We start from the raw sequence: 18,584 nt of genomic DNA, 5'->3' as shown, positions 1-18,584 counted from the left end.
TGCCTATACGTAAGGTATTCAACAAGGAAGAAAAACGATTGGGCTATGGACTGAATCTATCGGTGTTAATCACAAGCCCTGCCAATAAACACACAGACAAGCCCGGTTACGGAAAGGACTGTTGTAAGCAGCGTCCAAGTTTGAAATGTTTCTTTCATGCTCAAGCCAAAAAATTCCTTCACCATCCAAAATCCTGCATCATTTACATGACAAGCGATGACACTTCCCGCTCCGGTTGCCAGTACCCTTAATGCCGGGTTTACACTGCCCGTGTGCATAAGCGGAGCTGCCATTCCCACAGTGGTAAGCGCAGCCATGGTAGCAGAGCCCAAGCACAGACGCAGAACCGCAGCGATGATCCATGCAACGAGCAGCAGCGACTGAAAAGATCAGCAGCAAAATCACCAACCCCGCCGTCAATCAGCACCTGTTTAAACGCCCCTCCCCCACCTATGATGAGCAGCAGCATCGCGATTTGTGAAATTGATTCTGATAATGATTTGCTGATCTCCTTCACAGATATTTTACGCGCAAACCCCATCGTATAGAGCGCAAGCAAAAGCGAAATAAGCATTGCCGTCCCTGGCGTACCGATACATTCTATGATGTCTTTTCCTTTTGAATGTTCTTTGAACAATAAAGAAAAAACAGTCGCAATCGCCATAAAAATAACCGGAAATCAAGACGTGGCAACACTGATTGAAAAGCTTGGTGTTTCATCCAGCTGAAATTCTTTCCGCGGCCCTAACGCTGATAAGTTTCCGCTTTTTTGATACGCACCGGGAAACCGCTTCATCGCAAATTAATTGAATAAAGGCCCGGCAATGACAGTCGTCGGGTCAGCGATGATGATTCCTAAAAGCAGCACCTGGCCAATATGGGCGCAGGATGCAACTGAGATGGCAGTTGACGCAGGATGCGGGGGCAAAAACGTGCGTAACATTGAAGGCGGCTGCCATCGGGATTCCCAGATAGAGAAAAGGCATTTTTAATTCTTTGGCAATCGCATACACAATCGGAATCAACAGAACAAGATCAACTTCAAAAAACAGGGCAATGCCGATGATAAACGAGGCAATGACCACCGCCGCCTGTATTTGATTCCTCCCGAATTTGTCGATTAGCGTAATGGCAATCCGATAGCCGCCCCCAGCGTCTGAGACAAGTCTCCCTCCTGGCTGAAAAACTAGAAACAGAATGCGGGATATCTCCAGAAGACCTAATGGTTTCTATTACCGAGAATGGTGACGCAGACTGGAGTTCCGGTCTTGGTGAGCCGCAATTTTTGAATGGAAAACTATAAATTAATGAAAATGCGCTTAAAAAGAGAGGGCTTCATTAGAGGCCCTCTCTTTTCTTTGTCTTATTTCTATTTGGTAAAAGCGAAATAATCAGTGCGAAAACTGCCAGCAAAACGAGGTATAGCGGGATGATCTGGAGCCTGGATCTCACTTGACCAATATAAAAAGCCATGTAAGCGGTATGAACGACCACCCCCTTACATGACTATATGTTATGAAATAAAGACCCTTTCCCGAACGCCTCTTTCCTTACTTTTCTTCCTCGCACACGGTATCACCAGGCTCGCAAAATTGGTCGGCCCACGCCTGCATCTCTTGGAATACAGCCTGAAGCGCTGTTCCTTTTTCAGTCAGCGTGTAGATGACTTTGACTGGCGTTTCAGGGAGAACCTGCCGTTCGACGATCTCATTTTGTTCAAGCTCCTTAAGGCGCTCTGCGAGCATTTTTTGGCTAATCATCGGAATTGTTTCCGTTATCTCTTTAAACCGTTTCGGCCCATCCATAAGCACATGGATGATCAGACCGTTCCATCGTTTTCCCAACAATGAGAAAGCGGATTCCATTTTAGGGCACATTGTATTTCCCATAAGTCCTCATCCCTTCATCTATTGATTGACATGTATTAAATGATCCATTACAATAATCTTTCAAGTTACATTTAGTAAGCTTCTAACTTTTCTATTATCATACCACGTTTATCCGAAGGAGGAAACACTATGACGAATACTCTGGATGTTTTAAAAGCACGTGCATCTGTAAAGGAATATGATACAAATGCCCCGATCTCTAAGGAGGAGCTGACTGAGCTACTGGACCTTGCCGTTAAAGCACCTTCAGCTTGGAACCTTCAGCATTGGCATTTCACTGTTTTCCACAGCGATGAATCAAAAGCGGCGCTTCTTCCTATAGCGTATAATCAAAAACAAATCGTTGAGTCTTCTGCTGTTGTTGCCATTTTAGGCGATTTAAAAGCAAATGAAAATGGTGAAGAAGTTTACGATGAATTAGCAAGCCAAGGCTATATCACAGAGGAAATCAAACAAACACTACTCGGCCAAATCAACGGTGCCTACCAAAGCGAGCAATTCGCACGTGATTCCGCTTTCTTAAATGCTTCTTTAGCAGCTATGCAGCTTATGATTGCCGCAAAAGCAAAAGGTTATGACACTTGCGCAATCGGCGGATTTAATAAAGAGCAGTTCCAAAAGCAATTTGATGTTAGTGAGCGCTATGTTCCGGTTATGCTTATTTCAATCGGAAAAGCAGTGAAATCTGCTCATCAAAGCAATCGCTTACCGCTTTCAAAAGTGTCAACTTGGCTGTAAGGGTATAAAAAAACCTTAGTCCAAAATACGGACTAAGGTTTTTTTATACAATCGCATCTTTGTACCATTCACGAGCCTGTTCAGCTTCATGCTGCGTCAGCTGATGGCCCCCATCCTGCCAGTAAACAGAGGCTGATGCCCCGCTGTCACGCAAATAACGGTGAAGCTCTTCTGATTCTTCCTTTGTGCAGAGAGGGTCGTATTTCCCGGCACCGATAAAAACTGGAAGTCCTGTCATATCAGGCAGCTTGATACCGCGAATCGGAACCATTGGATGATGCAGAATAGCCCCTTTTAAAACATCTTTATAATGGAAAAGAAGGCTTGCTGCAATATTTGCGCCGTTTGAATAACCGACCGCAATCACTCGGCCTCGGTCAAATTGATGCGTTTCTGCAGCCTCGTCGATAAAATGTTTCAAATCCCTTGTCCGCTCCACGAGGTCCTTTTCATCAAAGACACCTTCACTCAGACGTTTGAAAAAACGCGGCATTCCATTTTCAAGCACCGATCCTCTGACACCAAGCAAATGGGCATGAGGGTCTATAAAACGTCCCAACGAAAGCAGATCGTGCTCATTTCCGCCGGTGCCATGTAACAACAAAAGTACGTTGTCAGATGTCCCTTTTTCATAAATATACTTCATTGTAAAGTCCCCCTTTAAAGTTTTGGCAAAACGTCTGTAATTTGTTGTCTATGTTTCTCCAGCCATTCAGGGAGTTTTAATGAGGTTCCCAGCTCAGCAAACGTTTCATCTGTCATAAAGCCAGGTTCATCTGTGGCGATTTCAAATAAGATACCGCCTTTTTCCCTGAAATAAATAGATGTAAAGTATTCTCTGTCAAGGATTTCTGACGAAGGAAGATGGTTTTCCGCAATAATCGGCAGCCAATTTGCCTGTTCCTCTTTTGTTGTCCGAAATGCTACATGGTGTACCGTTCCATAACCTCCCACCCCTCTTTTTTCAGGGTGCAAATGTACGTCAATGACGTTACCAATGGCCGCTGAGGATGTCAGTCTGACAATCTGGCCTTCTTCCGCTGCTTTGGTGTATTCCAAGCTTTCTGTTAACAATTGAATGGTCGCCTGCGGGTCATAGGAATACAGCAGCACGCCTTTCATTCCCGTTATTGCTTCATGTTGTGAAATGCCATCAGGCGTCCACTCGCTTCTGCCACTTTTCGCATCTTCTATAATCGCTAGCGGAAGGTCTTCCGTATCATCAAACATAAGTCCCTTTTCACCGAATAACATTTTCTCCTCTAAGTTCAGCCCGTTTTTCTCAAGACGTTCCTTCCAAAAAGACAGGGAGCCTTTAGGAACCGAAAAGTACACCCGGCCCACTTGCCCTTTGCCTACCGTTCCCTGTCCGCTTCCTTGGAACGGGAAAAAGGTCATAATTGTACCGGGATCCCCTTTTTGATTCCCGAAGTAAAAATGATACGTTCCGGGATCATCAAAGTTTACTGTTTTTTTAACAAGCCGAAGCCCGAGCACTTCTGTATAAAACCGCAAGTTTTCTAGCGGATCTCTGGCGAATGCTGTGACATGATGCAATCCTTCTGTTTTCATTTTCCCACTCCTACTTATCTCGATTTCAAGATATTTATTATTTTAAACCTTTGTTGAAGAGGATGCAAACCATGTGTTTTGATTAAATAATTGAAAAAATCACTTTTTTCTAATAATTATCTTGTGATCTTTTCTTACAACTGCTATTATAGTGAGCATTATCATGATTCAGGAGGAAAGTAAATGGTTAAAAAAGCACTTATTGTTATTCTCATTCTTTTGCCATTCGTTCAGCTTGCGCTATTGCCGCTTGTGAATCGAATTGAACCGATTATTTTCGGCCTTCCGTTTTTCCACTTTTGGCTGCTATTGTGGATTATCATTACGCCGTTATGCTCGTTTGGCATTTACCAGATGCAAAAAAAAGATGGAGGACTTGAATAATGCAAGGGAATCTGACTGCACTTCTCATTACAGCTATTATCGTTTTAACCGTTGTCTGTATTGGATTTCTCGCCGGAAGAGACAAATCCTCACGCACTTCAGTGGAAGAATGGTCTGTTGGCGGCAGACGCTTCGGCGGTCTTCTCGTCTGGTTTTTAGTAGGCGCCGACCTCTATACGGCCTATACTTTCTTAGGGTTAACCAGTACCGCTTTTACAGGCGGAAGTGTTGCATTTTTCGCCATTCCTTATTCTGTCCTGGCCTACTTTATCGCCTACTTCTTCCTGCCAAAACTTTGGAAAGTTGCGAAAATTCATAAATTAACTACACTCGCAGATTACGCACGGGAACGTTTTGACAGTAAGCTTTTAGCAAGCCTTGTTGCCATCGTCGGTGTGCTCATGCTTATTCCGTACATATGCCTCCAGCTGAGCGGCATCCAAGATACGCTCCAAGTTGCCGGCACCGGGTATATCAACGTAAAATTCGTTGTGATCATCTCATTTATTCTAGTTGCACTTTACACATTTTTCAGCGGAATTAAAGGGCCTACATTTACAGCCATCATTAAAGACATTTTAGTATGGGTCATAATGCTGTTTATGGTGGTGTCCCTCCCTCTCATTCATTTTAACGGCTGGACACCAATGATTGACACGTTAGTAAAGGAAGCGCCGCAAATGCTGACGATACCGGCAGAAGGTCCAAAAGGCATTCCTTGGTTTATCACAGCATCTATTGTTTCCGCCCTTGCACTTTTTATGTGGGCACATGCCGCTACAGGCGTTTTCACAGCGAAGAGCGCTGATGCAGTTAGAAAAAACAGCATGTTTTTGCCGCTTTATAACATAGTGTTAATTTTGGTTATTTTTCTTGGCTTTATCGCCTTTCTTGTCCTGCCGGAAGATACAAATCCAAGACTGGCGCTGCTGCATTTGATTCAAACATCTTACGGCGGCGTGGCACAAGGTTTTGCATATGCCACGATTGCTCTTGCTTCTTTGATTCCATGCTCCATTATGGCAATCGGTGCATCAAATTTGTTTGCCAATAACCTATATCGAGATTTGATTCATCCGAATGTGTCTCAGAGCAAGCTGACCCTTATCACACGTTCAATGGTGTTTGTTGTCATCGGCCTTGCGCTTCTGTTTGGAATGCTGTTCCCGACTGCCTTAGTGACACTTCAGCTATTGGGAGTATCCGGCATGGTGCAAATCTTTCCGGCGATTGCTGTCAGCCTATTCTGGAAGCATCAAACGAAAGAAGCTACGGTTATCGGATTATTAGTCGGCCTTGCAGTAACATTTATTGTGTATACCACTCAATTCGCACATGGCATTTATGAAGGGTTCTGGGGATTGGCCGCCAATCTCATCGCTGTGATTATTTTGAATCCATTGTTCATCAAGAAGGCAGGATCCAATCCTGTCATTGAAGGTTTATTTGGTAAAAAACAAGACGCTGACCCAAATCAAAAGGGTGCATAAAAAAAACCATACGCGGCAGCCGCGTATGGTTTTTTTACATTTCTTTTTTCAAAGTTTCAATTGCCTTTTCCATTTGCGTATCATTATTTGACAGCTTCTTTTGAAGTTCTGTCATTAATTTCGTTGTTGTATCACCAGTCAGTACACCTGTTTCTTTCAGCTTCTCTTTTTTCTGGAACTGTTTGACGACAGATACAAAATTCTGATCATACGTACTGTTAACCTTTACCTTGTAGCCAAGTGCTTTTAGCATTTTCTGAGCTACTTTAACATTGGTGCCTGAATCACCTGATTTGTACGTTTTATCTGCATCCAAATACGGAAGCTTTGCGTAATCAGGCGGTTCTGCTTTCACTTGAGGCTTGATGCCTTTTTTGTGAATCCATTCACCGTCGGCAGTCAGCCATTTGGCGACTGTCAGTTTGACAGTAGATCCATCATCATATTCTTTTGCTGTTTGAACCGTGCCTTTGCCAAATGTGGTTTCGCCGATTAATGGTATGCCTGACGATTCATGAAGGGCAGCGGCCATAATTTCCGCGGCGCTGGCTGTGCCGTCATTTACTAAAACGACAGTCGGCTTGGTCATTTTTCGATCTTTTTCGGCCTTCATGACTTCTTTTGAACCGTTTTTGTATTCAACCTGCATGATGTTTTTCCCTTTATCAATAAACAGGTTGCACATCGTAATCGCCTGATCCATTAAGCCGCCCGGGTTGCCCCTCAAGTCTAAAATATAGCCCTTGGCGCCTTTTTTCTCTAAACTGTCAATCGCATCTGTCAGCTCTTTAGCAGTTGTTTCAGAGAAAGATGTGATTTGGATTTCGCCGATGTTGTTGTCTTTCATCTCGGAATAGACGGTTTCTACAGGAATGGTATCACGCTTAATGGAGAGATCGATATTTCCAACTCCCGCTCTGTTCAGCTCAAGCTTCACTTTTGTGCCCTTTTTGCCTCGGATTAAAGCGACGGCTTCATTTACATTCATGCCTTCAACGCTTTTTCCGTTCACCTTTAGGATTTGGTCCTTCGGTTTGATTCCGGCTTTTTCAGCAGGTGAACCTTTAATTGGCGACACAATAAGGATTTCTCCGTCTTTCTCCTCTACTTGGGCTCCGATTCCTTCAAAGGATGCAGAAATCGTCTCGTCAAATGATTTTGCTGCCTCTTGATCCATATATGTGGAATACGGATCATTGAGAGATTGAATCATTCCTTTAATTGCTCCGTCTACTAATTTGTCATCATCTGTTTTTTGGTAATAATCACTTTTGATTTGCTCATACGCTTTATTTAATTTGTCGAACTTGCTGTCTCCCAGGCTTGCTGATGTTTGGCCCAGGATGCTGGAATTGCCCGTAATAAATAAAGTAAGCGCCGAAGCGACAACCGCGGTAATCAGCACAATAAAAAACAGTTTTAATTGCCGTTTCAATTAAACACCACCTTTTTCTTCTTACAATATTATCATGGACGAATACTTATTCGTCAACTCAGAGCAGAAATGAAAGAGAAACGCCCTTCTTTCGCTTTTCATAAACCTATGTCTTTATACGACATATGATAAAGAAAAAGGAGGATTCGATATTGAGCCGATATTTAGAAATGCTGTCCTTATTCGGTGTCGCAGGAGCGCATCCAGGTGGGCTTGCTTTTTCAAAAGCGGTCTTGCAAAAGGCTGCGCCCTCTCCGAATCAGCCGATTCTTGATGCCGGATGCGGAACAGGCCAGACTGCGGCTTATTTAGGACATTTGCTGTATCCTGTAACAGTCGTTGATAAAGACCCTATCATGCTTGAGAAAGCAACAAAAAGATTTGCAAATGAAGGGCTTGCCATCCCTGCATATCAGGCTGAGCTGGAACACCTCCCGTTTTCTTCTGAGTCCTTTTCCTGCGTCCTGTCAGAATCGGTCCTCAGTTTTTCTCATCTGACATCCTCTCTTCAAGAAATGTCAAGAGTATTGAAGCCCGGCGGGATGCTGATTGGTATAGAAGCAGCTTTAAAAAAACCGATGCCCCCCGCAGAAAAAGAGCAAATGATGGATTTCTACGGTTTTACTTGTTTACTTGAAGAAACCGAGTGGCATAAAACCTTGAAGTCTTATGGCTTTCAAAGTACTAAAGCGATAACACTTCTTTCGGATGAAATGGAATTTGAGCCAACCACAGAAATGGATTTATCGCAAACGATTGCTCCTATTTTTTACGATACACTTCAAACACATTATGAACTCATGCAGATATATAGCGAGTATATGGGCCATTGTATCTTTATCGCGTATAAGTAAAACGGCGTATCGCCCCCTGTTTTCGTCCAACCTTTTTTCCCCATCTATCATATTCTGATAGAAAGTCAGTTTAGGAGGGAAACAATATTGGAGAGATATTACCATCTTTGCAGAAACCATCAAGGTAAAGTCGTCAGAATTACAGAGAGAGGCGGAAGAGTTCACGTCGGCAGAATTACCCGTGTCACAAGAGACAGAGTTTATATAGCTCCGGCCGGCGGAGGGCCAAGAGGGGGCTTCGGTTACGGATATTGGGGCGGTTATTGGGGATATGGAGCGGCTTACGGTATTTCCCTCGGATTAATTGCAGGAGTGGCTCTGGCTGGTTTATTCTTCTGGTAAGCATAAAATAAATACCTGATTAATTGCTAGATTCACCAGACACAAAGAAGCCCGCTTATCAATTGTAAGCGGGCTTTCTCTATTAAATTTTCTTCACTTTTTCAAAGTATTCTTCGAGCGTTAAATCATTTTCTTGCATGACCTTTGCGGCCTTTTTGCCTACATAGCGCAGGTGCCATGGCTCGTATTCATATTTCGTGATATCCTCTTTATTTTTCGGATAGCGAATGATAAAGCCATATTTATAAGCATTGTCCTGTACCCATTTTCCGTCGGCCGTGCTTCCGAACGCTTCATTTAGCTCAAAGCCATTGCTCCGGCTCGAAATGTCCATCGCAAGGCCTGTTTGGTGCTCACTTTCACCCGGGTAAGCGACCGCTTCCTTTGCCTTCTTTTCCCCTTTAAGGCTAACTTCATTGTCAAAAATGACTTTCTGTCTATCATACGAACGGTACCCCGAGACAGCTGCCAGTTCATAGCCTTCCTTTTTTGCAGCATCGAACATCGTTTTTAATGCGTCGGCCGCTTCCTTTCTGATGTAACGTTTTTGAATCTTTTCTTCAAAAGAAAACTCTACATCAGGTATGACTAGATCGCTAGGTTCATAGTTTCCGGGCAGTGCGTATTGTTTATTGACAAGCGCGAGTATATTTTCTGGATTTTGAATGGTTTCTAGACCGTCTACTTTTTTAGTATCATTGAAATATTTGCTTTCCAGTGAAAACTCACTGTCTTGAGTGTTAGTTTTTTTGCTGTCAGTTGTTTTTTGATCTGTTTGCTTTGTTTCTGCTGTGGTTTTCGTATCCTTTTGAGCATCTCCATTCGACATGCTGCAGCCGGCTCCGACTAATGCCGTTACACTCAGAGCGGCAGCCAGTGAGAACCATTTACCGGACTTTATCATATTACATTACCTTCCTTTTATCAATCGTTTCCGCATTCACAAAGAAGAGGCTGCCGGCACCCAGCACGCCTCTTGATTTATTTTATTGTGATACGGAATGTAAAGCCACTTCTATCATATCATGAAATGTAGTTTGACGCTCTTCCGCTGTCGTTTCTTCTCCTGTTAATACGTGATCACTCACGGTGAGAATAGACAGCGCTTTTCTTCCGTGCTTCGCTGCTAATGTGTACAATGCAGTTGTTTCCATCTCAACGCCCAGCACTCCGTAATTTGCAAGCTTTTCAATTTGCGAATCGTCGTTGTAGAACTGGTCAGCTGTAAATACGCTTCCTACCGTCACCGGCACGCCTTTATCCTTTGCGGCCTCATAGGCATTTTTTAAAAGCTCGAAATCCGCGCAAGGCGCAAAATCAATACTTCCGAAAGCGACTCTGTTCATTTGTGAATCAGTTGAGGATGTCATAGCTAAAATGACGTCACGCACTTTGACATCTTTACGGATAGCACCGCAAGAACCTACTCTTATTAGATTTTGTACATCGTAGCTTTGAATTAATTCATTCACATAAATTGAAATAGACGGAACGCCCATTCCCGTGCCTTGCACGGAGATTTTTTTCCCTTTATATGTACCTGTAAATCCATACATGCCTCTGACTTCATTGTAGCATTCTACATTTTCAAGATACGTTTCAGCAATAAATTTTGCTCTGAGAGGATCTCCCGGCAAAAGCACTGTATCCGCAATCTGCCCTTTTTCAGCACCTATATGTACACTCATCTCATATCCTCCTGTAAATCTAAATTATCATCCAGTCCGTTCATTTTACAACGAATGTCATGGTGTGACAAACTTCAGCATAGATTATAAAGGAATCTGGCGAAAAAAGAAATGGTCCGAGGCTGTTTGGGCACTTCCTGAGAAAAACGGGATAATCGAGTTGTTTATTTGAAAACCTAACCGCAGGAAGGAGGGATGAGACATGGGTAAAAAACAGCGTAACCGGATCACCGGCCAAAAAAAGAACAATCATATACCTGCAAAAGATGTAATTGCAGCTGAAGAGGCGCACGGGAAAGAGTATTCCGCGGCCAAACGCAAGCCTTAAACTGCAGAAAACTGCGGAAATCCGCAGTTTTCTTTTTGTTATGTCGTTTGTACAATCAAACGATTGATTTTTCTCCATCCGGCGGGAAGCAGTTTGTAATATGTTTTCCCTTTTCTGCCTTCATCAATCAGAATCACGTCCCCTGTGGCCATAAATCTCGCATCATAATCACTTGGAACGGTGTCAAATAAATTAAATAAAGAGAATGCTCTTTTCAGCACGTCTTGATGATCGCTCCCGTTGAGTTCAGTTCGATAGACGGCTCTATAGCCCTTTTTTTCGCCAAACCGGGGTGTCTGAAATATTGTCACGTCATAGGAACAAGACTTCTTTTTAAACACGGATAACATCATCAAGATCCCCTCCCATTTATTTCTTTACATATTGGCGTTTTCGTCACGTTTTCCTCTCTCTATTTTTGTCGAATCTGCTTCATCTTTTCGTCAAAACCTTTTACTAGGAAAAACAGAAGCAAACCAAGACTAAAGCCTCCTAACACGTCAGTTACAAAATGAACCCCAAGATAGACTCTGCTTATTCCGACTAAAACTGTGATGAAACCGGCTATTATATATACTATTTTTTTATGTTTGCATAAAAACGGGAGGTGTTTCACTAAAAAGTAGGCAATGACAGGATAGACACAGGCAGCATTCATGGAGTGGCCACTCGGAAAGCTGAATGATGATTCATGAACCAGCGGTGCAAAATCAGGCCTCACTCGTTCGATCCATTCTTTTAATACTTTGTTTAACAGCCGATCCGCACCGAATACCAAGAGCATCAACAGGCCGTCCCATGTTTTTCTGTAAAAAAACAGACCCGCTCCCATAATCACGATAAGAGGGAGCAGAATAGAAGAAGCACCAAGATGGGTGATCCCTGTCATGACATCATTAAGCCATGGCTGACGAATCAAAACAGCTGCCTTGCTAATCGCTTCATCCGCTGATTGCACAGCATTTGTATGAATGGCCGCAGCTAGAAAAAGAAAGATAAGAAATAGACTAACGGGCTTGTACAACAATTCAACCACCTCGATTTTTACAGAAGTCATAGCATCACAAATAAGAAAACCAGAGCTGATCGCTCCGGTTTTAAACCTTAGTCATCTTCATCCCACTCTTCATCTATCATACATTTTTCTATCAAATAATCAAAGGTAATATCAGCGATTTCAAACAGCTCATCCTCACTCGGTATGTAGCCCCGTCTTGCAAGCTCTTTGTAAAAAAATTCAGCGATTTCTTCCGTATCAATCACAAGATCTATTTCTTTCATCTCCGTACCGCCTCCTTTTTTATGTTTTATGAAAAAACAGGCTGAATTATACCCGGTGTTCTAAACAATTCTTTCAGTCATATACATTGAATAAAAAACAAGCCATGGGAGGCTGACGAGAATGATTGCTAAAATGATGGAAGCACTGGACGGAGAAAGATTTGATATCATAATGGAAAAAACGCTTAAAGGAATGACGTATGTGATGATTTGGGGCTGTTTGCCTTATTTTTTATATGTCCTGATCCGTATGTTCACAAACTAACTGAAATGCTCTTTTAAACTTTCCAGAACAAACATCATCATATCTTTATATTCTTCATCTCGAAACATTTCGTACAGAATTTTGTAATCATTATAAATATCCAGAAGCTCATCAACAATTGATACAGCAAGGATATGAAGGGTTTCTTGATCTTCATCATCGCCTTCAAACTGAAGAAGAGCAGACGATGCGATATCTTCGCCGATCTCATGGCCAGTTTCTCCGACATAGTGGACAAACAAAAGCTGGTGTACAAACTGGTCCATTTCATATTTTCTCAGCACCAGTGTGAGATCCTCTTCCTCCGTTTCAAGCCACTCTCCATCCTTTAAACGGGTCAGCTCATAAATGATATCCTCCCAGCCGTCTTCTAAATATCTCCAAATTTCTGTTCTGTGGCCGATAATGCGAAAGAGTTCTTTTCCATAATCTTTTACATAAACAACATCCCCAATAAGGAATTCATACTCTATATCAAGCTTTTCCATATCGACAATGACACCCTCATAATCTTTATAAAGCTGAATGGACGATTCAAAGTATAAGACTTCATTATGATTTACTTCATAAAGATAGTGTTTATCAATTTGGTGTACTTTTGTGATGGTGCCGACTGTTCCATACATAATGACAACTACGATATCCCCTACTTGGAATTTCGGTTTATTTTGCTTCATGGTGTCTCCCCCTCGCCGCAACATTTCTCATACGCTATCGTATGCCGGGTTACACCAATTCGCATGGGCATGAAAACCATAGGAAGTATCCAATTATGGTATGTGTATGCGCACAAAAAAATCCGCAGCGGGTCTGCGGATTCTTACATGTGGTTATTTGCCGTGCACCTCGGCCTCGTATTTTTCCCAAGCTTCATCAAACGTCGCCATCGTGTCCAGATAATCAACATTCAGCTCCAAATATGAACTGATTTCGTGATAATCGGTTGATGTTTTTGGGAAGCTGTGATCCTCATACGCCTGATTGGCAAATTCACTGATGCTGTCCTTCGGCTTCGGATGTCTGTATTTTAATAAATAATGATAAAAGGATTTCATGGGTTTCCCCTCCTAGTGTCTGTCTTTTGTTGTTTTATTATACAGTTCAAGTGTAAAATTACAACAAAAGAATACCGAAGCATCATTCAGGAGAAGTCAAAATAGTTGCGTTTCAAAATCCTTTCTGTCTCCATGAGCTGCTGATACGTCAGGCTTTCAGGCAGTTTTTTTGTTTGAATCAAAAGCAGCTGGTCCTCAATCTCCTTTATTGTAATTTCGTCTTGATAGGTCATCCCGCAGGAAGCACACACCATGGCTGGTGTGTCAGTCAGCTCTATGGCTCTTGTGCCGTCAGGGAGCTCCCAGTATACAGTGTTCCTGCCGGGTACCGCTTCAAGCTCGCCACACCATTCGCATGTTTTCATGAAGAATCGCCTCCGCTTTCAGCCTCTTTCTGTTTTTTCTGCTGCGCCAAAAATTTCTTTTCTTTTAGCTGATCTCTTTTCTCACGCCGGTCTTTTAATGTTTCATGTTCCGGATTCGCGGTGAATGCCTCTCTCCTTTTGATTCTGGCTACATTTTCCGGTGTAAACGAAACCTCTTTGTCAGCCAATATAGCACTGAGCCCGATCGGCTCCTTTTTGTCAGCGATTTCAGGGAAAACGGACTCAAAATAGGCGTCGGCCTGGTTAGGGATATAATTCTCCGGTTCCGGATATGACGTAATCACACCTTCAAAATTTCTTAAGATGACTTTGTCAGGGCTTTGCGACAGGACATAGTTTGGCTGCAGGGCGATTTTCCCCCCGCCTCCTGGTGCGTCAACCACAAAGGTAGGAACCGCATAGCCTGAGGTATGGCCTCGCAGCCCTTCAATAATTTCCAAACCTTTAGAAACAGGAGCTCTGAAATGCCCGATGCCCTCTGACAGATCACATTGATAAATATAATACGGACGGACTCTGATTTTTACCAAGTCGTGCATGAGCTTTTTCATGATGGGAACGGAATCATTAATACCGGCTAACACGACGGCCTGATTTCCAACCGGCACTCCTGCGTTCACCAATTTTTCACAGGCTTCAACGGATTCCTCTGTCATTTCGATGCTTGTGTTGAAATGGGTGTTCAGCCAGACTGGATGATATTTTTTCAAAATATCGCACAGCTGATCGGTGATGCGCTGCGGAAAAACGACCGGCGCCCTTGTTCCGATTCTGATTACTTCCAGATGCGGAATGCTGCGCAGCTCTTTTAAAATGTATTCTAAAATTTGGTCATTGATTAGCAGTCCGTCACCGCCTGAAATTAAACAATCGCGGATTTCGGGTGTTTCCCGGATATAAGCAATTGCAGCATCAAGCTGTTTTTTAGGAACTCCCATTCCGATTTGTCCGGAAAAACGCCTTCTTGTGCAGTAGCGGCAGTACATGGAACATTGATTGGTGACAAGAAACAGCACACGGTCGGGATAGCGGTGTGTCAGTCCGGGTACCGGTGAATCTTCATCCTCATGGAGGGGGTCTTCCAGATCGTATTTTGTTTTGTGCATTTCTTCTGAAAGAGGTACAGACTGCATGCGGACCGGGCATCTGGGGTTATCGGGGTCCATTAAAGAAGCATAATATGGTGTAATATTTAAGGGGATCGTTTTGGTTGAAATTCTGACGCCTTCCTCTTCATCCTCGGTCAAGTTAATGACTTTTTTCAAATCATCTAATGTTCTTACCGTATGTGTAAGCTGCCAAAGCCAATCGTTCCATTTCTCTTCCGGAACGTCCTTCCATAATTCTATCTCCTTCCAATGCCGTTTCGGTTTATACCATTTGCTCTCCAAATGAATTCCTCCTCGTGCATCATTTTGACTTACAGGTGCTTGCACCAAATATTCATGTTTTCAAGACCTTCCGCTATATAGCAATTATTAATCAACCTTCCTCCGTATTGATAACCGGAATGGTATAACACAGCATTCATCCCAAAAGACGCAGCGCGGGCGAGAGAAAATACATGAAATATATTGTCTTCAGCCATTTCTTTTTCTAATGCCTCGATTAAAACGCTTGTCAGTGAATGTCCTCGATATTCCGGAAGCACAGCGCAGTCGGTTATTTCTGCATGCCCGAGCTCTGGGTTAGTTTCTGCGCTTGCTGCGCTGATCAGGCGGTCATGGTCAAGCATGACATAATACATCGTGTTTGTATTCATCGTCTTTTCAATATATGCAGGGTCAAATACCGGGGTCGGGTACGTACGAAATACTTTTTTATACAGCATCGATAGCTGATACATGTCGTTTGTTTCAGCTTTTCTCATCGTAAAGACGGGTGTATCTTCACTGCGGAGGCGAGGTGCTGTGCGATATAAAGCTTCGATCATTTCCTGTTCCTCTATATAAGAATGTGTTTGTCTCCGGTTTTCTGTGAGATAACGGACCATGACGCAAGCCGGGTGGCCGAGATAATAGCCCTTAAGAAAACCTTCCGGCACAAACAATTGTTGGGCAAGCACTGCCTCATCATGCTGTTTCGTATAGACGATGATTTTTTCGGAACCCTCTTCTTTTGCCGCTGCCACGATATCAGGCAGAGCCTTCTCAATGGCTCCGTCATAACGAACCACTCTGATTCGTTTATTAAAACCGTCATAGTCCAGAACTGCTGTAACACCGTTATTCTTTATCGACTTGAGCATCCGCATCCTCCTCGTCTGTGTGAAGCCCGCACCAATCCATAACAAAAAGCGCAATAATTTTAGCAGATTCTATCATGGCTTCAACCTCGATGTATTCATTTGCCTGATGAGCTGTTTTTGTTTCCCCAGGCCCGAAGACAATCACTGGCGTATCTCCTGCATGGTATAAAAGCCCTCCGTCCGTTCCCCATGGTGAAGCTTCGATGATTGGCTCTGTCTGTTTCGTTTTTTGATAGGCTGATTGCAGCACTGAAAGTAAAGGGTGGTCATCAGGTAAATCATTCGGCAGCCATTGAGCGCCGAACCATTCTACTGTTACCGGATGGCGTTTAAACCATTCGTCACGGTATTCTAAATCCTTCAACCAGTTTTCCAATTCAAGTTTTACTGCTTCTGGTTTTTCATGGGGAGCAATTCCGCATCTCCCTTCTATGACGACACGATCTGCAACTGACGAAGGCCATGCTCCTCCTGAGATGGTGCCGATATTCACTGGTACCGGTATAGGGACATTGTCATACAGCGGATCTGAAATTCTCGCATTGCGAACTTTCTCCAGCTCTTGTATGGCAGTGATCACGTGCAGGCTTTTTTCAATCGCGCTTACCCCCTCATAGCGTGTGCCGCCATGTGCGGCTAATCCCTTTACTGTAATTCGAAACCACATCGAGCCCTGCTGCTTTATAAATAGTTTCATATTCGTCGGCTCCGGAATTAGTGCCCCGTCAGCACGATAACCTCTCATGATGGCGGACAGTGTTCCGGCGCCGCCGCACTCTTCATCTACAACACTTTGAAACAATATATCTCCCTTTAAATGAACATCGCAGGCGTGCAGGGCTTCTAAAGCAAAAAGAAGGGCTGTATTGCCTCCCTTCATATCCGTTGAGCCACGCCCGTATATTTTACCGTTTTCTTCGACTGCTTGAAACGGTTCATACTTCCAATCCTTTACGCTTCCTTCAGGCACAACATCGATATGACCGTTTAAAATCAGAGACCTGCCTCCGCCCGCTCCCGTTTTTTTTGCAACGATGTTCGGGCTCTCATGAAAATCTGAGCGGTCTGATTTAAAGTAGGGATGCTGTTTTAATTGCTTTAGGCTTGGCTCCCACACGTCAATGTCCATATGAAATTGCCTCAGCTTTTCAAGCACAACAGCTTGGGCGTTAAATTCTGCGCCCATAGTACTTTTTTCTCCAATCAATCTTTTGAGAAGACGAATGGCTTTGGCCGAATGCTGATCAAGCCACCCGATTACTTTTCTCTCAATGTCTTGCATCCTCATTCCCCCTTTTAAGAAAAAGGCATATCTATTTTGATTTCAGCTTCAGTCAGCCTCGTCACCTCGTCGATTGTCGAACCATTCATCAGCTCTTTTAAAATGAAATGACGGCCATCGACCTCAAGAACGGCTTTTTCAGTAATGATCATATCTACACAGCCTGCTGCGGTTAATGGAAGCGTGCATGTTTCGGTTAATTTAGGCCTTCCCTTTTGATCTGTATGACTCATGACGACAACCACTTTTTTCGCTTTTTGGGCCAGTTCCATCGCACCGCCCATGCCCGGCACCTTTTTTCCCGGGACAAGCCAATTTGCCAAATCGCCTGACTGACTCACCTGCAGGGCGCCTAAAATTGTTATGTCAATTTTGCCTCTTCTGATCATCGCAAATGACATCGTTGTATCAAAGTATGACGCCCCTTTTACAGCGCGGACAGGATACCCCGCGGCGTTGCATAAATATTCATCCTCTTCCCCCTTTTCAGGGCTTTCACCAATGCCGAGCACACCGTTTTCCGCCTGCAGCATGACCTGCATGTCAGGCGGCAAAAAGTTCGGCACTAAAGATGGGATGCCGATACCGAGATTCACAATCATACCCGGCTTGATTTCAGAAGCGGCCCGTTTTGCGATCTGTTCTCTCTCTGCTACTCCCAAGCCCATTTCCACTTCACTCCTTCGCTTCTCACAACCCCCTCGACAAAAACCCCCGGTGTGACAATCATTTCTTCAGAAATCTCTCCTATCGGGACGATCCGCTCAGCTTCGGCAAAGGTTCTCCTGGCAGCCATTGCCATAAGTGGATTCATATTGCGCGCTGTTTTGTCGTACGTTAAGTTGCCGAATTCATCAGCAATGTGCGCATTGACGAAAGCAAAATCAGCCGTCAGCGCCTCTTCAACCAAATACCGCTTTCCAGCCACAGACACGATGTCTTTTTTCTCACAAACCATTTGATTATCAATGCCGACGTCGGTCAAAATGCCACCGATTCCCGAACCGCCGGCACGAATCCGTTCCGCAAGCGTTCCCTGGGGTGAAAATTGAACCTCTAACGTCCCGTCTGTCATCTGTTTTCCGGCTACAGGATTGGAACCGATATGCGATGCGATCAGGGTTTTGACTCGTTGATTGACAATAAGCGGGCCGACCCCTATTTCCGGGAACCCGGCATCATTGCAGATGACGGTTAAATCCGTTACACCGCTGTCCAATATAGCTTCAATTAATGAAGGAGGCGTCCCGACTCCCCCAAAGCCGCCAAACATCAGGACCGCCCCGTCCTGAACATCTGCAATTGCTGTTTCGATGCTGATTGTTTTTTGAAATGGCGCCATTTGAT

At 43.8% G+C, this 18,584-nt stretch carries 24 protein-coding genes and 2 pseudogenes; 8 read left to right on the top strand and 18 right to left on the bottom strand.

Annotated features, from left to right (window positions below):
* Positions 1–43: 43 nt before the first annotated feature.
* Positions 44–1,214, bottom strand: a pseudogene (locus MOF34_RS17180) (gluconate:H+ symporter).
* Between MOF34_RS17180 and MOF34_RS17175 the strand changes: the two are divergent.
* Positions 1,169–1,303 (top strand): annotated as a pseudogene (locus MOF34_RS17175) (tautomerase family protein); the annotation flags it as partial. The pseudogenes MOF34_RS17180 and MOF34_RS17175 sit on opposite strands and share 46 nt — an antisense overlap.
* Positions 1,304–1,550: 247 nt before the next feature.
* Here MOF34_RS17175 and yodB read toward each other — a convergent pair.
* Complete coding sequence (yodB, locus tag MOF34_RS17170; protein ID WP_004399427.1) at positions 1,551–1,889, bottom strand: transcriptional regulator YodB; 339 nt, start codon at positions 1,887–1,889, stop codon at positions 1,551–1,553.
* A 129-nt stretch (positions 1,890–2,018) separates the two neighbouring features.
* On the opposite strand from yodB, the gene MOF34_RS17165 reads away from it, so the two are divergent.
* Entirely contained in the window at positions 2,019–2,627 is a 609-nt protein-coding gene (locus tag MOF34_RS17165; protein WP_019714659.1) for a nitroreductase family protein, read from the top strand.
* Between the two features lie 43 nt (positions 2,628–2,670).
* Here the strand turns inward: MOF34_RS17165 and MOF34_RS17160 are convergent, their stop codons facing one another.
* Together MOF34_RS17160 and MOF34_RS17155 are read right to left on the bottom strand one after the other, a co-directional pair.
* Entirely contained in the window at positions 2,671–3,273 is a 603-nt protein-coding gene (locus tag MOF34_RS17160; protein ID WP_019714660.1) for an alpha/beta hydrolase, read from the bottom strand.
* 14 nt (positions 3,274–3,287) lie between these two features.
* Positions 3,288–4,199, bottom strand: coding sequence for a ring-cleaving dioxygenase (locus MOF34_RS17155; RefSeq protein ID WP_268401060.1), 912 nt, complete (start codon positions 4,197–4,199; stop codon positions 3,288–3,290).
* 183 nt (positions 4,200–4,382) lie between these two features.
* Between MOF34_RS17155 and MOF34_RS17150 the strand changes: the two genes are divergently transcribed.
* Both MOF34_RS17150 and MOF34_RS17145 read left to right on the top strand, forming a co-directional pair.
* Positions 4,383–4,583 carry a DUF3311 domain-containing protein gene (locus tag MOF34_RS17150; protein ID WP_014114107.1) on the top strand — a complete coding sequence of 67 codons (201 nt, stop codon included), beginning with the start codon at positions 4,383–4,385 and terminating at the stop codon, positions 4,581–4,583.
* A complete protein-coding gene (locus MOF34_RS17145; RefSeq protein WP_268401058.1) occupies positions 4,583–6,073 on the top strand; it encodes a sodium:solute symporter family protein in 1,491 nt (496 codons plus the stop codon). The genes MOF34_RS17150 and MOF34_RS17145 overlap by 1 nt, the downstream gene beginning before the upstream one ends.
* A 34-nt stretch (positions 6,074–6,107) precedes the next feature.
* On the opposite strand, the gene ctpA is transcribed toward MOF34_RS17145, so the two are convergent.
* Positions 6,108–7,508 (bottom strand): carboxy-terminal processing protease CtpA, encoded by a 1,401-nt coding sequence (ctpA, locus tag MOF34_RS17140; protein ID WP_268401056.1) that lies wholly within the window; start codon positions 7,506–7,508, stop codon positions 6,108–6,110.
* A gap of 152 nt (positions 7,509–7,660) precedes the next feature.
* Here ctpA and MOF34_RS17135 point away from each other — a divergent pair, with 152 nt between their 5' ends.
* The gene (locus tag MOF34_RS17135) at positions 7,661–8,362 is read left to right on the top strand and encodes a class I SAM-dependent methyltransferase (protein WP_019714665.1); all 702 of its coding nucleotides are present in this window, start codon (positions 7,661–7,663) and stop codon (positions 8,360–8,362) included.
* Positions 8,363–8,449: 87 nt separating this feature from the next.
* The gene (locus MOF34_RS17130; RefSeq protein WP_019714666.1) at positions 8,450–8,704 is read left to right on the top strand and encodes a hypothetical protein; all 255 of its coding nucleotides are present in this window, start codon (positions 8,450–8,452) and stop codon (positions 8,702–8,704) included.
* 82 nt (positions 8,705–8,786) lie between these two features.
* Here MOF34_RS17130 and ldcB read toward each other — a convergent pair whose 3' ends face one another.
* Together ldcB and deoD are read right to left on the bottom strand one after the other, a co-directional pair.
* Positions 8,787–9,608 carry an LD-carboxypeptidase LdcB gene (gene ldcB / locus MOF34_RS17125; RefSeq protein WP_019714667.1) on the bottom strand — a complete coding sequence of 274 codons (822 nt, stop codon included), beginning with the start codon at positions 9,606–9,608 and terminating at the stop codon, positions 8,787–8,789.
* Positions 9,609–9,690: 82 nt separating this feature from the next.
* Positions 9,691–10,392, bottom strand: coding sequence for a purine-nucleoside phosphorylase (gene deoD / locus MOF34_RS17120; RefSeq protein WP_268401053.1), 702 nt, complete (start codon positions 10,390–10,392; stop codon positions 9,691–9,693).
* Positions 10,393–10,594: 202 nt separating this feature from the next.
* On the opposite strand from deoD, the gene MOF34_RS17115 reads away from it, so the two are divergent.
* Positions 10,595–10,720 carry a hypothetical protein gene (locus tag MOF34_RS17115; protein WP_003218142.1) on the top strand — a complete coding sequence of 42 codons (126 nt, stop codon included), beginning with the start codon at positions 10,595–10,597 and terminating at the stop codon, positions 10,718–10,720.
* 38 nt (positions 10,721–10,758) lie between these two features.
* On the opposite strand, the gene yodL is transcribed toward MOF34_RS17115, so the two are convergent.
* The 3 genes from yodL to MOF34_RS17100 all read right to left on the bottom strand — a co-directional run bounded on the left by yodL (position 10,759) and on the right by MOF34_RS17100 (position 12,001).
* Positions 10,759–11,073, bottom strand: coding sequence for a shape determination protein YodL (gene yodL, locus MOF34_RS17110; RefSeq protein WP_268401051.1), 315 nt, complete (start codon positions 11,071–11,073; stop codon positions 10,759–10,761).
* A gap of 59 nt (positions 11,074–11,132) precedes the next feature.
* On the bottom strand, positions 11,133–11,744 hold the full coding sequence (locus tag MOF34_RS17105; RefSeq protein WP_268401048.1) for a phosphatase PAP2 family protein: 612 nt from the start codon (positions 11,742–11,744) through the stop codon (positions 11,133–11,135).
* Between the two features lie 80 nt (positions 11,745–11,824).
* The gene (locus MOF34_RS17100; RefSeq protein WP_019714670.1) at positions 11,825–12,001 is read right to left on the bottom strand and encodes a YozD family protein; all 177 of its coding nucleotides are present in this window, start codon (positions 11,999–12,001) and stop codon (positions 11,825–11,827) included.
* Between the two features lie 121 nt (positions 12,002–12,122).
* Here MOF34_RS17100 and MOF34_RS17095 point away from each other — a divergent pair, with 121 nt between their 5' ends.
* Positions 12,123–12,266: a hypothetical protein gene (locus MOF34_RS17095; protein ID WP_019714671.1), complete on the top strand. Its 144-nt coding sequence runs from the start codon at positions 12,123–12,125 to the stop codon at positions 12,264–12,266.
* Here the strand turns inward: MOF34_RS17095 and MOF34_RS17090 are convergent.
* From MOF34_RS17090 to MOF34_RS17055, 8 genes are all read right to left on the bottom strand, one after another.
* Positions 12,263–12,943 (bottom strand): hypothetical protein, encoded by a 681-nt coding sequence (locus MOF34_RS17090; RefSeq protein ID WP_019714672.1) that lies wholly within the window; start codon positions 12,941–12,943, stop codon positions 12,263–12,265. The genes MOF34_RS17095 and MOF34_RS17090 overlap by 4 nt on opposite strands.
* A 153-nt stretch (positions 12,944–13,096) precedes the next feature.
* On the bottom strand, positions 13,097–13,321 hold the full coding sequence (locus MOF34_RS17085) for a YozE family protein (RefSeq protein WP_019714673.1): 225 nt from the start codon (positions 13,319–13,321) through the stop codon (positions 13,097–13,099).
* Positions 13,322–13,407: 86 nt separating this feature from the next.
* On the bottom strand, positions 13,408–13,686 hold the full coding sequence (locus MOF34_RS17080; protein WP_268401044.1) for a YokU family protein: 279 nt from the start codon (positions 13,684–13,686) through the stop codon (positions 13,408–13,410).
* Complete coding sequence (ablA, locus tag MOF34_RS17075; protein ID WP_019714676.1) at positions 13,683–15,098, bottom strand: lysine 2,3-aminomutase; 1,416 nt, start codon at positions 15,096–15,098, stop codon at positions 13,683–13,685. The genes MOF34_RS17080 and ablA overlap by 4 nt, the downstream gene beginning before the upstream one ends.
* Positions 15,099–15,127: 29 nt before the next feature.
* The gene (ablB, locus tag MOF34_RS17070; protein WP_268401041.1) at positions 15,128–15,955 is read right to left on the bottom strand and encodes a putative beta-lysine N-acetyltransferase; all 828 of its coding nucleotides are present in this window, start codon (positions 15,953–15,955) and stop codon (positions 15,128–15,130) included.
* The gene (locus tag MOF34_RS17065; protein WP_080010316.1) at positions 15,933–17,243 is read right to left on the bottom strand and encodes a peptidase; all 1,311 of its coding nucleotides are present in this window, start codon (positions 17,241–17,243) and stop codon (positions 15,933–15,935) included. The genes ablB and MOF34_RS17065 overlap by 23 nt, the downstream gene beginning before the upstream one ends.
* A gap of 8 nt (positions 17,244–17,251) precedes the next feature.
* Complete coding sequence (locus tag MOF34_RS17060) at positions 17,252–17,905, bottom strand: 3-oxoacid CoA-transferase subunit B (protein WP_019714679.1); 654 nt, start codon at positions 17,903–17,905, stop codon at positions 17,252–17,254.
* Complete coding sequence (locus tag MOF34_RS17055) at positions 17,890–18,579, bottom strand: CoA transferase subunit A (protein WP_019714680.1); 690 nt, start codon at positions 18,577–18,579, stop codon at positions 17,890–17,892. Before MOF34_RS17055 ends, MOF34_RS17060 begins: the two co-directional genes overlap by 16 nt.
* Positions 18,580–18,584 lie beyond the last annotated feature (5 nt).

Source organism: Bacillus sp. T17B1, assembly GCF_026796395.1.
Lineage (GTDB): Bacteria > Bacillota > Bacilli > Bacillales > Bacillaceae > Bacillus > Bacillus spizizenii_A.
The sequence above is the reverse complement of the archived record's forward strand: the minus strand, read 5'-3'. Positions and strand labels throughout refer to the sequence as shown.

Bases quoted from the DNA above. Each gene is read 5' to 3' on its own strand.
- MOF34_RS17165 (WP_019714659.1), top strand. From the start codon at position 2,019: ATGACGAATACTCTGGATGTTTTAAAAGCACGTGCATCTGTAAAGGAA.
- MOF34_RS17155 (WP_268401060.1), bottom strand. From the start codon at position 4,199: ATGAAAACAGAAGGATTGCATCATGTCACAGCATTCGCCAGAGATCCG.
- MOF34_RS17115 (WP_003218142.1), top strand. From the start codon at position 10,595: ATGGGTAAAAAACAGCGTAACCGGATCACCGGCCAAAAAAAGAACAAT.
- MOF34_RS17160 (WP_019714660.1), bottom strand. From the start codon at position 3,273: ATGAAGTATATTTATGAAAAAGGGACATCTGACAACGTACTTTTGTTG.
- MOF34_RS17085 (WP_019714673.1), bottom strand. From the start codon at position 13,321: ATGAAATCCTTTTATCATTATTTATTAAAATACAGACATCCGAAGCCG.
- deoD (WP_268401053.1), bottom strand. From the start codon at position 10,392: ATGAGTGTACATATAGGTGCTGAAAAAGGGCAGATTGCGGATACAGTG.
- yodL (WP_268401051.1), bottom strand. From the start codon at position 11,073: ATGATGTTATCCGTGTTTAAAAAGAAGTCTTGTTCCTATGACGTGACA.
- MOF34_RS17095 (WP_019714671.1), top strand. From the start codon at position 12,123: ATGATTGCTAAAATGATGGAAGCACTGGACGGAGAAAGATTTGATATC.
- MOF34_RS17090 (WP_019714672.1), bottom strand. From the start codon at position 12,943: ATGAAGCAAAATAAACCGAAATTCCAAGTAGGGGATATCGTAGTTGTC.
- MOF34_RS17080 (WP_268401044.1), bottom strand. From the start codon at position 13,686: ATGAAAACATGCGAATGGTGTGGCGAGCTTGAAGCGGTACCCGGCAGG.
- MOF34_RS17145 (WP_268401058.1), top strand. From the start codon at position 4,583: ATGCAAGGGAATCTGACTGCACTTCTCATTACAGCTATTATCGTTTTA.
- MOF34_RS17150 (WP_014114107.1), top strand. From the start codon at position 4,383: ATGGTTAAAAAAGCACTTATTGTTATTCTCATTCTTTTGCCATTCGTT.
- ablB (WP_268401041.1), bottom strand. From the start codon at position 15,955: ATGCTCAAGTCGATAAAGAATAACGGTGTTACAGCAGTTCTGGACTAT.
- MOF34_RS17060 (WP_019714679.1), bottom strand. From the start codon at position 17,905: ATGGGCTTGGGAGTAGCAGAGAGAGAACAGATCGCAAAACGGGCCGCT.
- MOF34_RS17055 (WP_019714680.1), bottom strand. From the start codon at position 18,579: ATGGCGCCATTTCAAAAAACAATCAGCATCGAAACAGCAATTGCAGAT.
- MOF34_RS17065 (WP_080010316.1), bottom strand. From the start codon at position 17,243: ATGAGGATGCAAGACATTGAGAGAAAAGTAATCGGGTGGCTTGATCAG.
- ldcB (WP_019714667.1), bottom strand. From the start codon at position 9,608: ATGATAAAGTCCGGTAAATGGTTCTCACTGGCTGCCGCTCTGAGTGTA.
- yodB (WP_004399427.1), bottom strand. From the start codon at position 1,889: ATGGGAAATACAATGTGCCCTAAAATGGAATCCGCTTTCTCATTGTTG.
- MOF34_RS17100 (WP_019714670.1), bottom strand. From the start codon at position 12,001: ATGAAAGAAATAGATCTTGTGATTGATACGGAAGAAATCGCTGAATTT.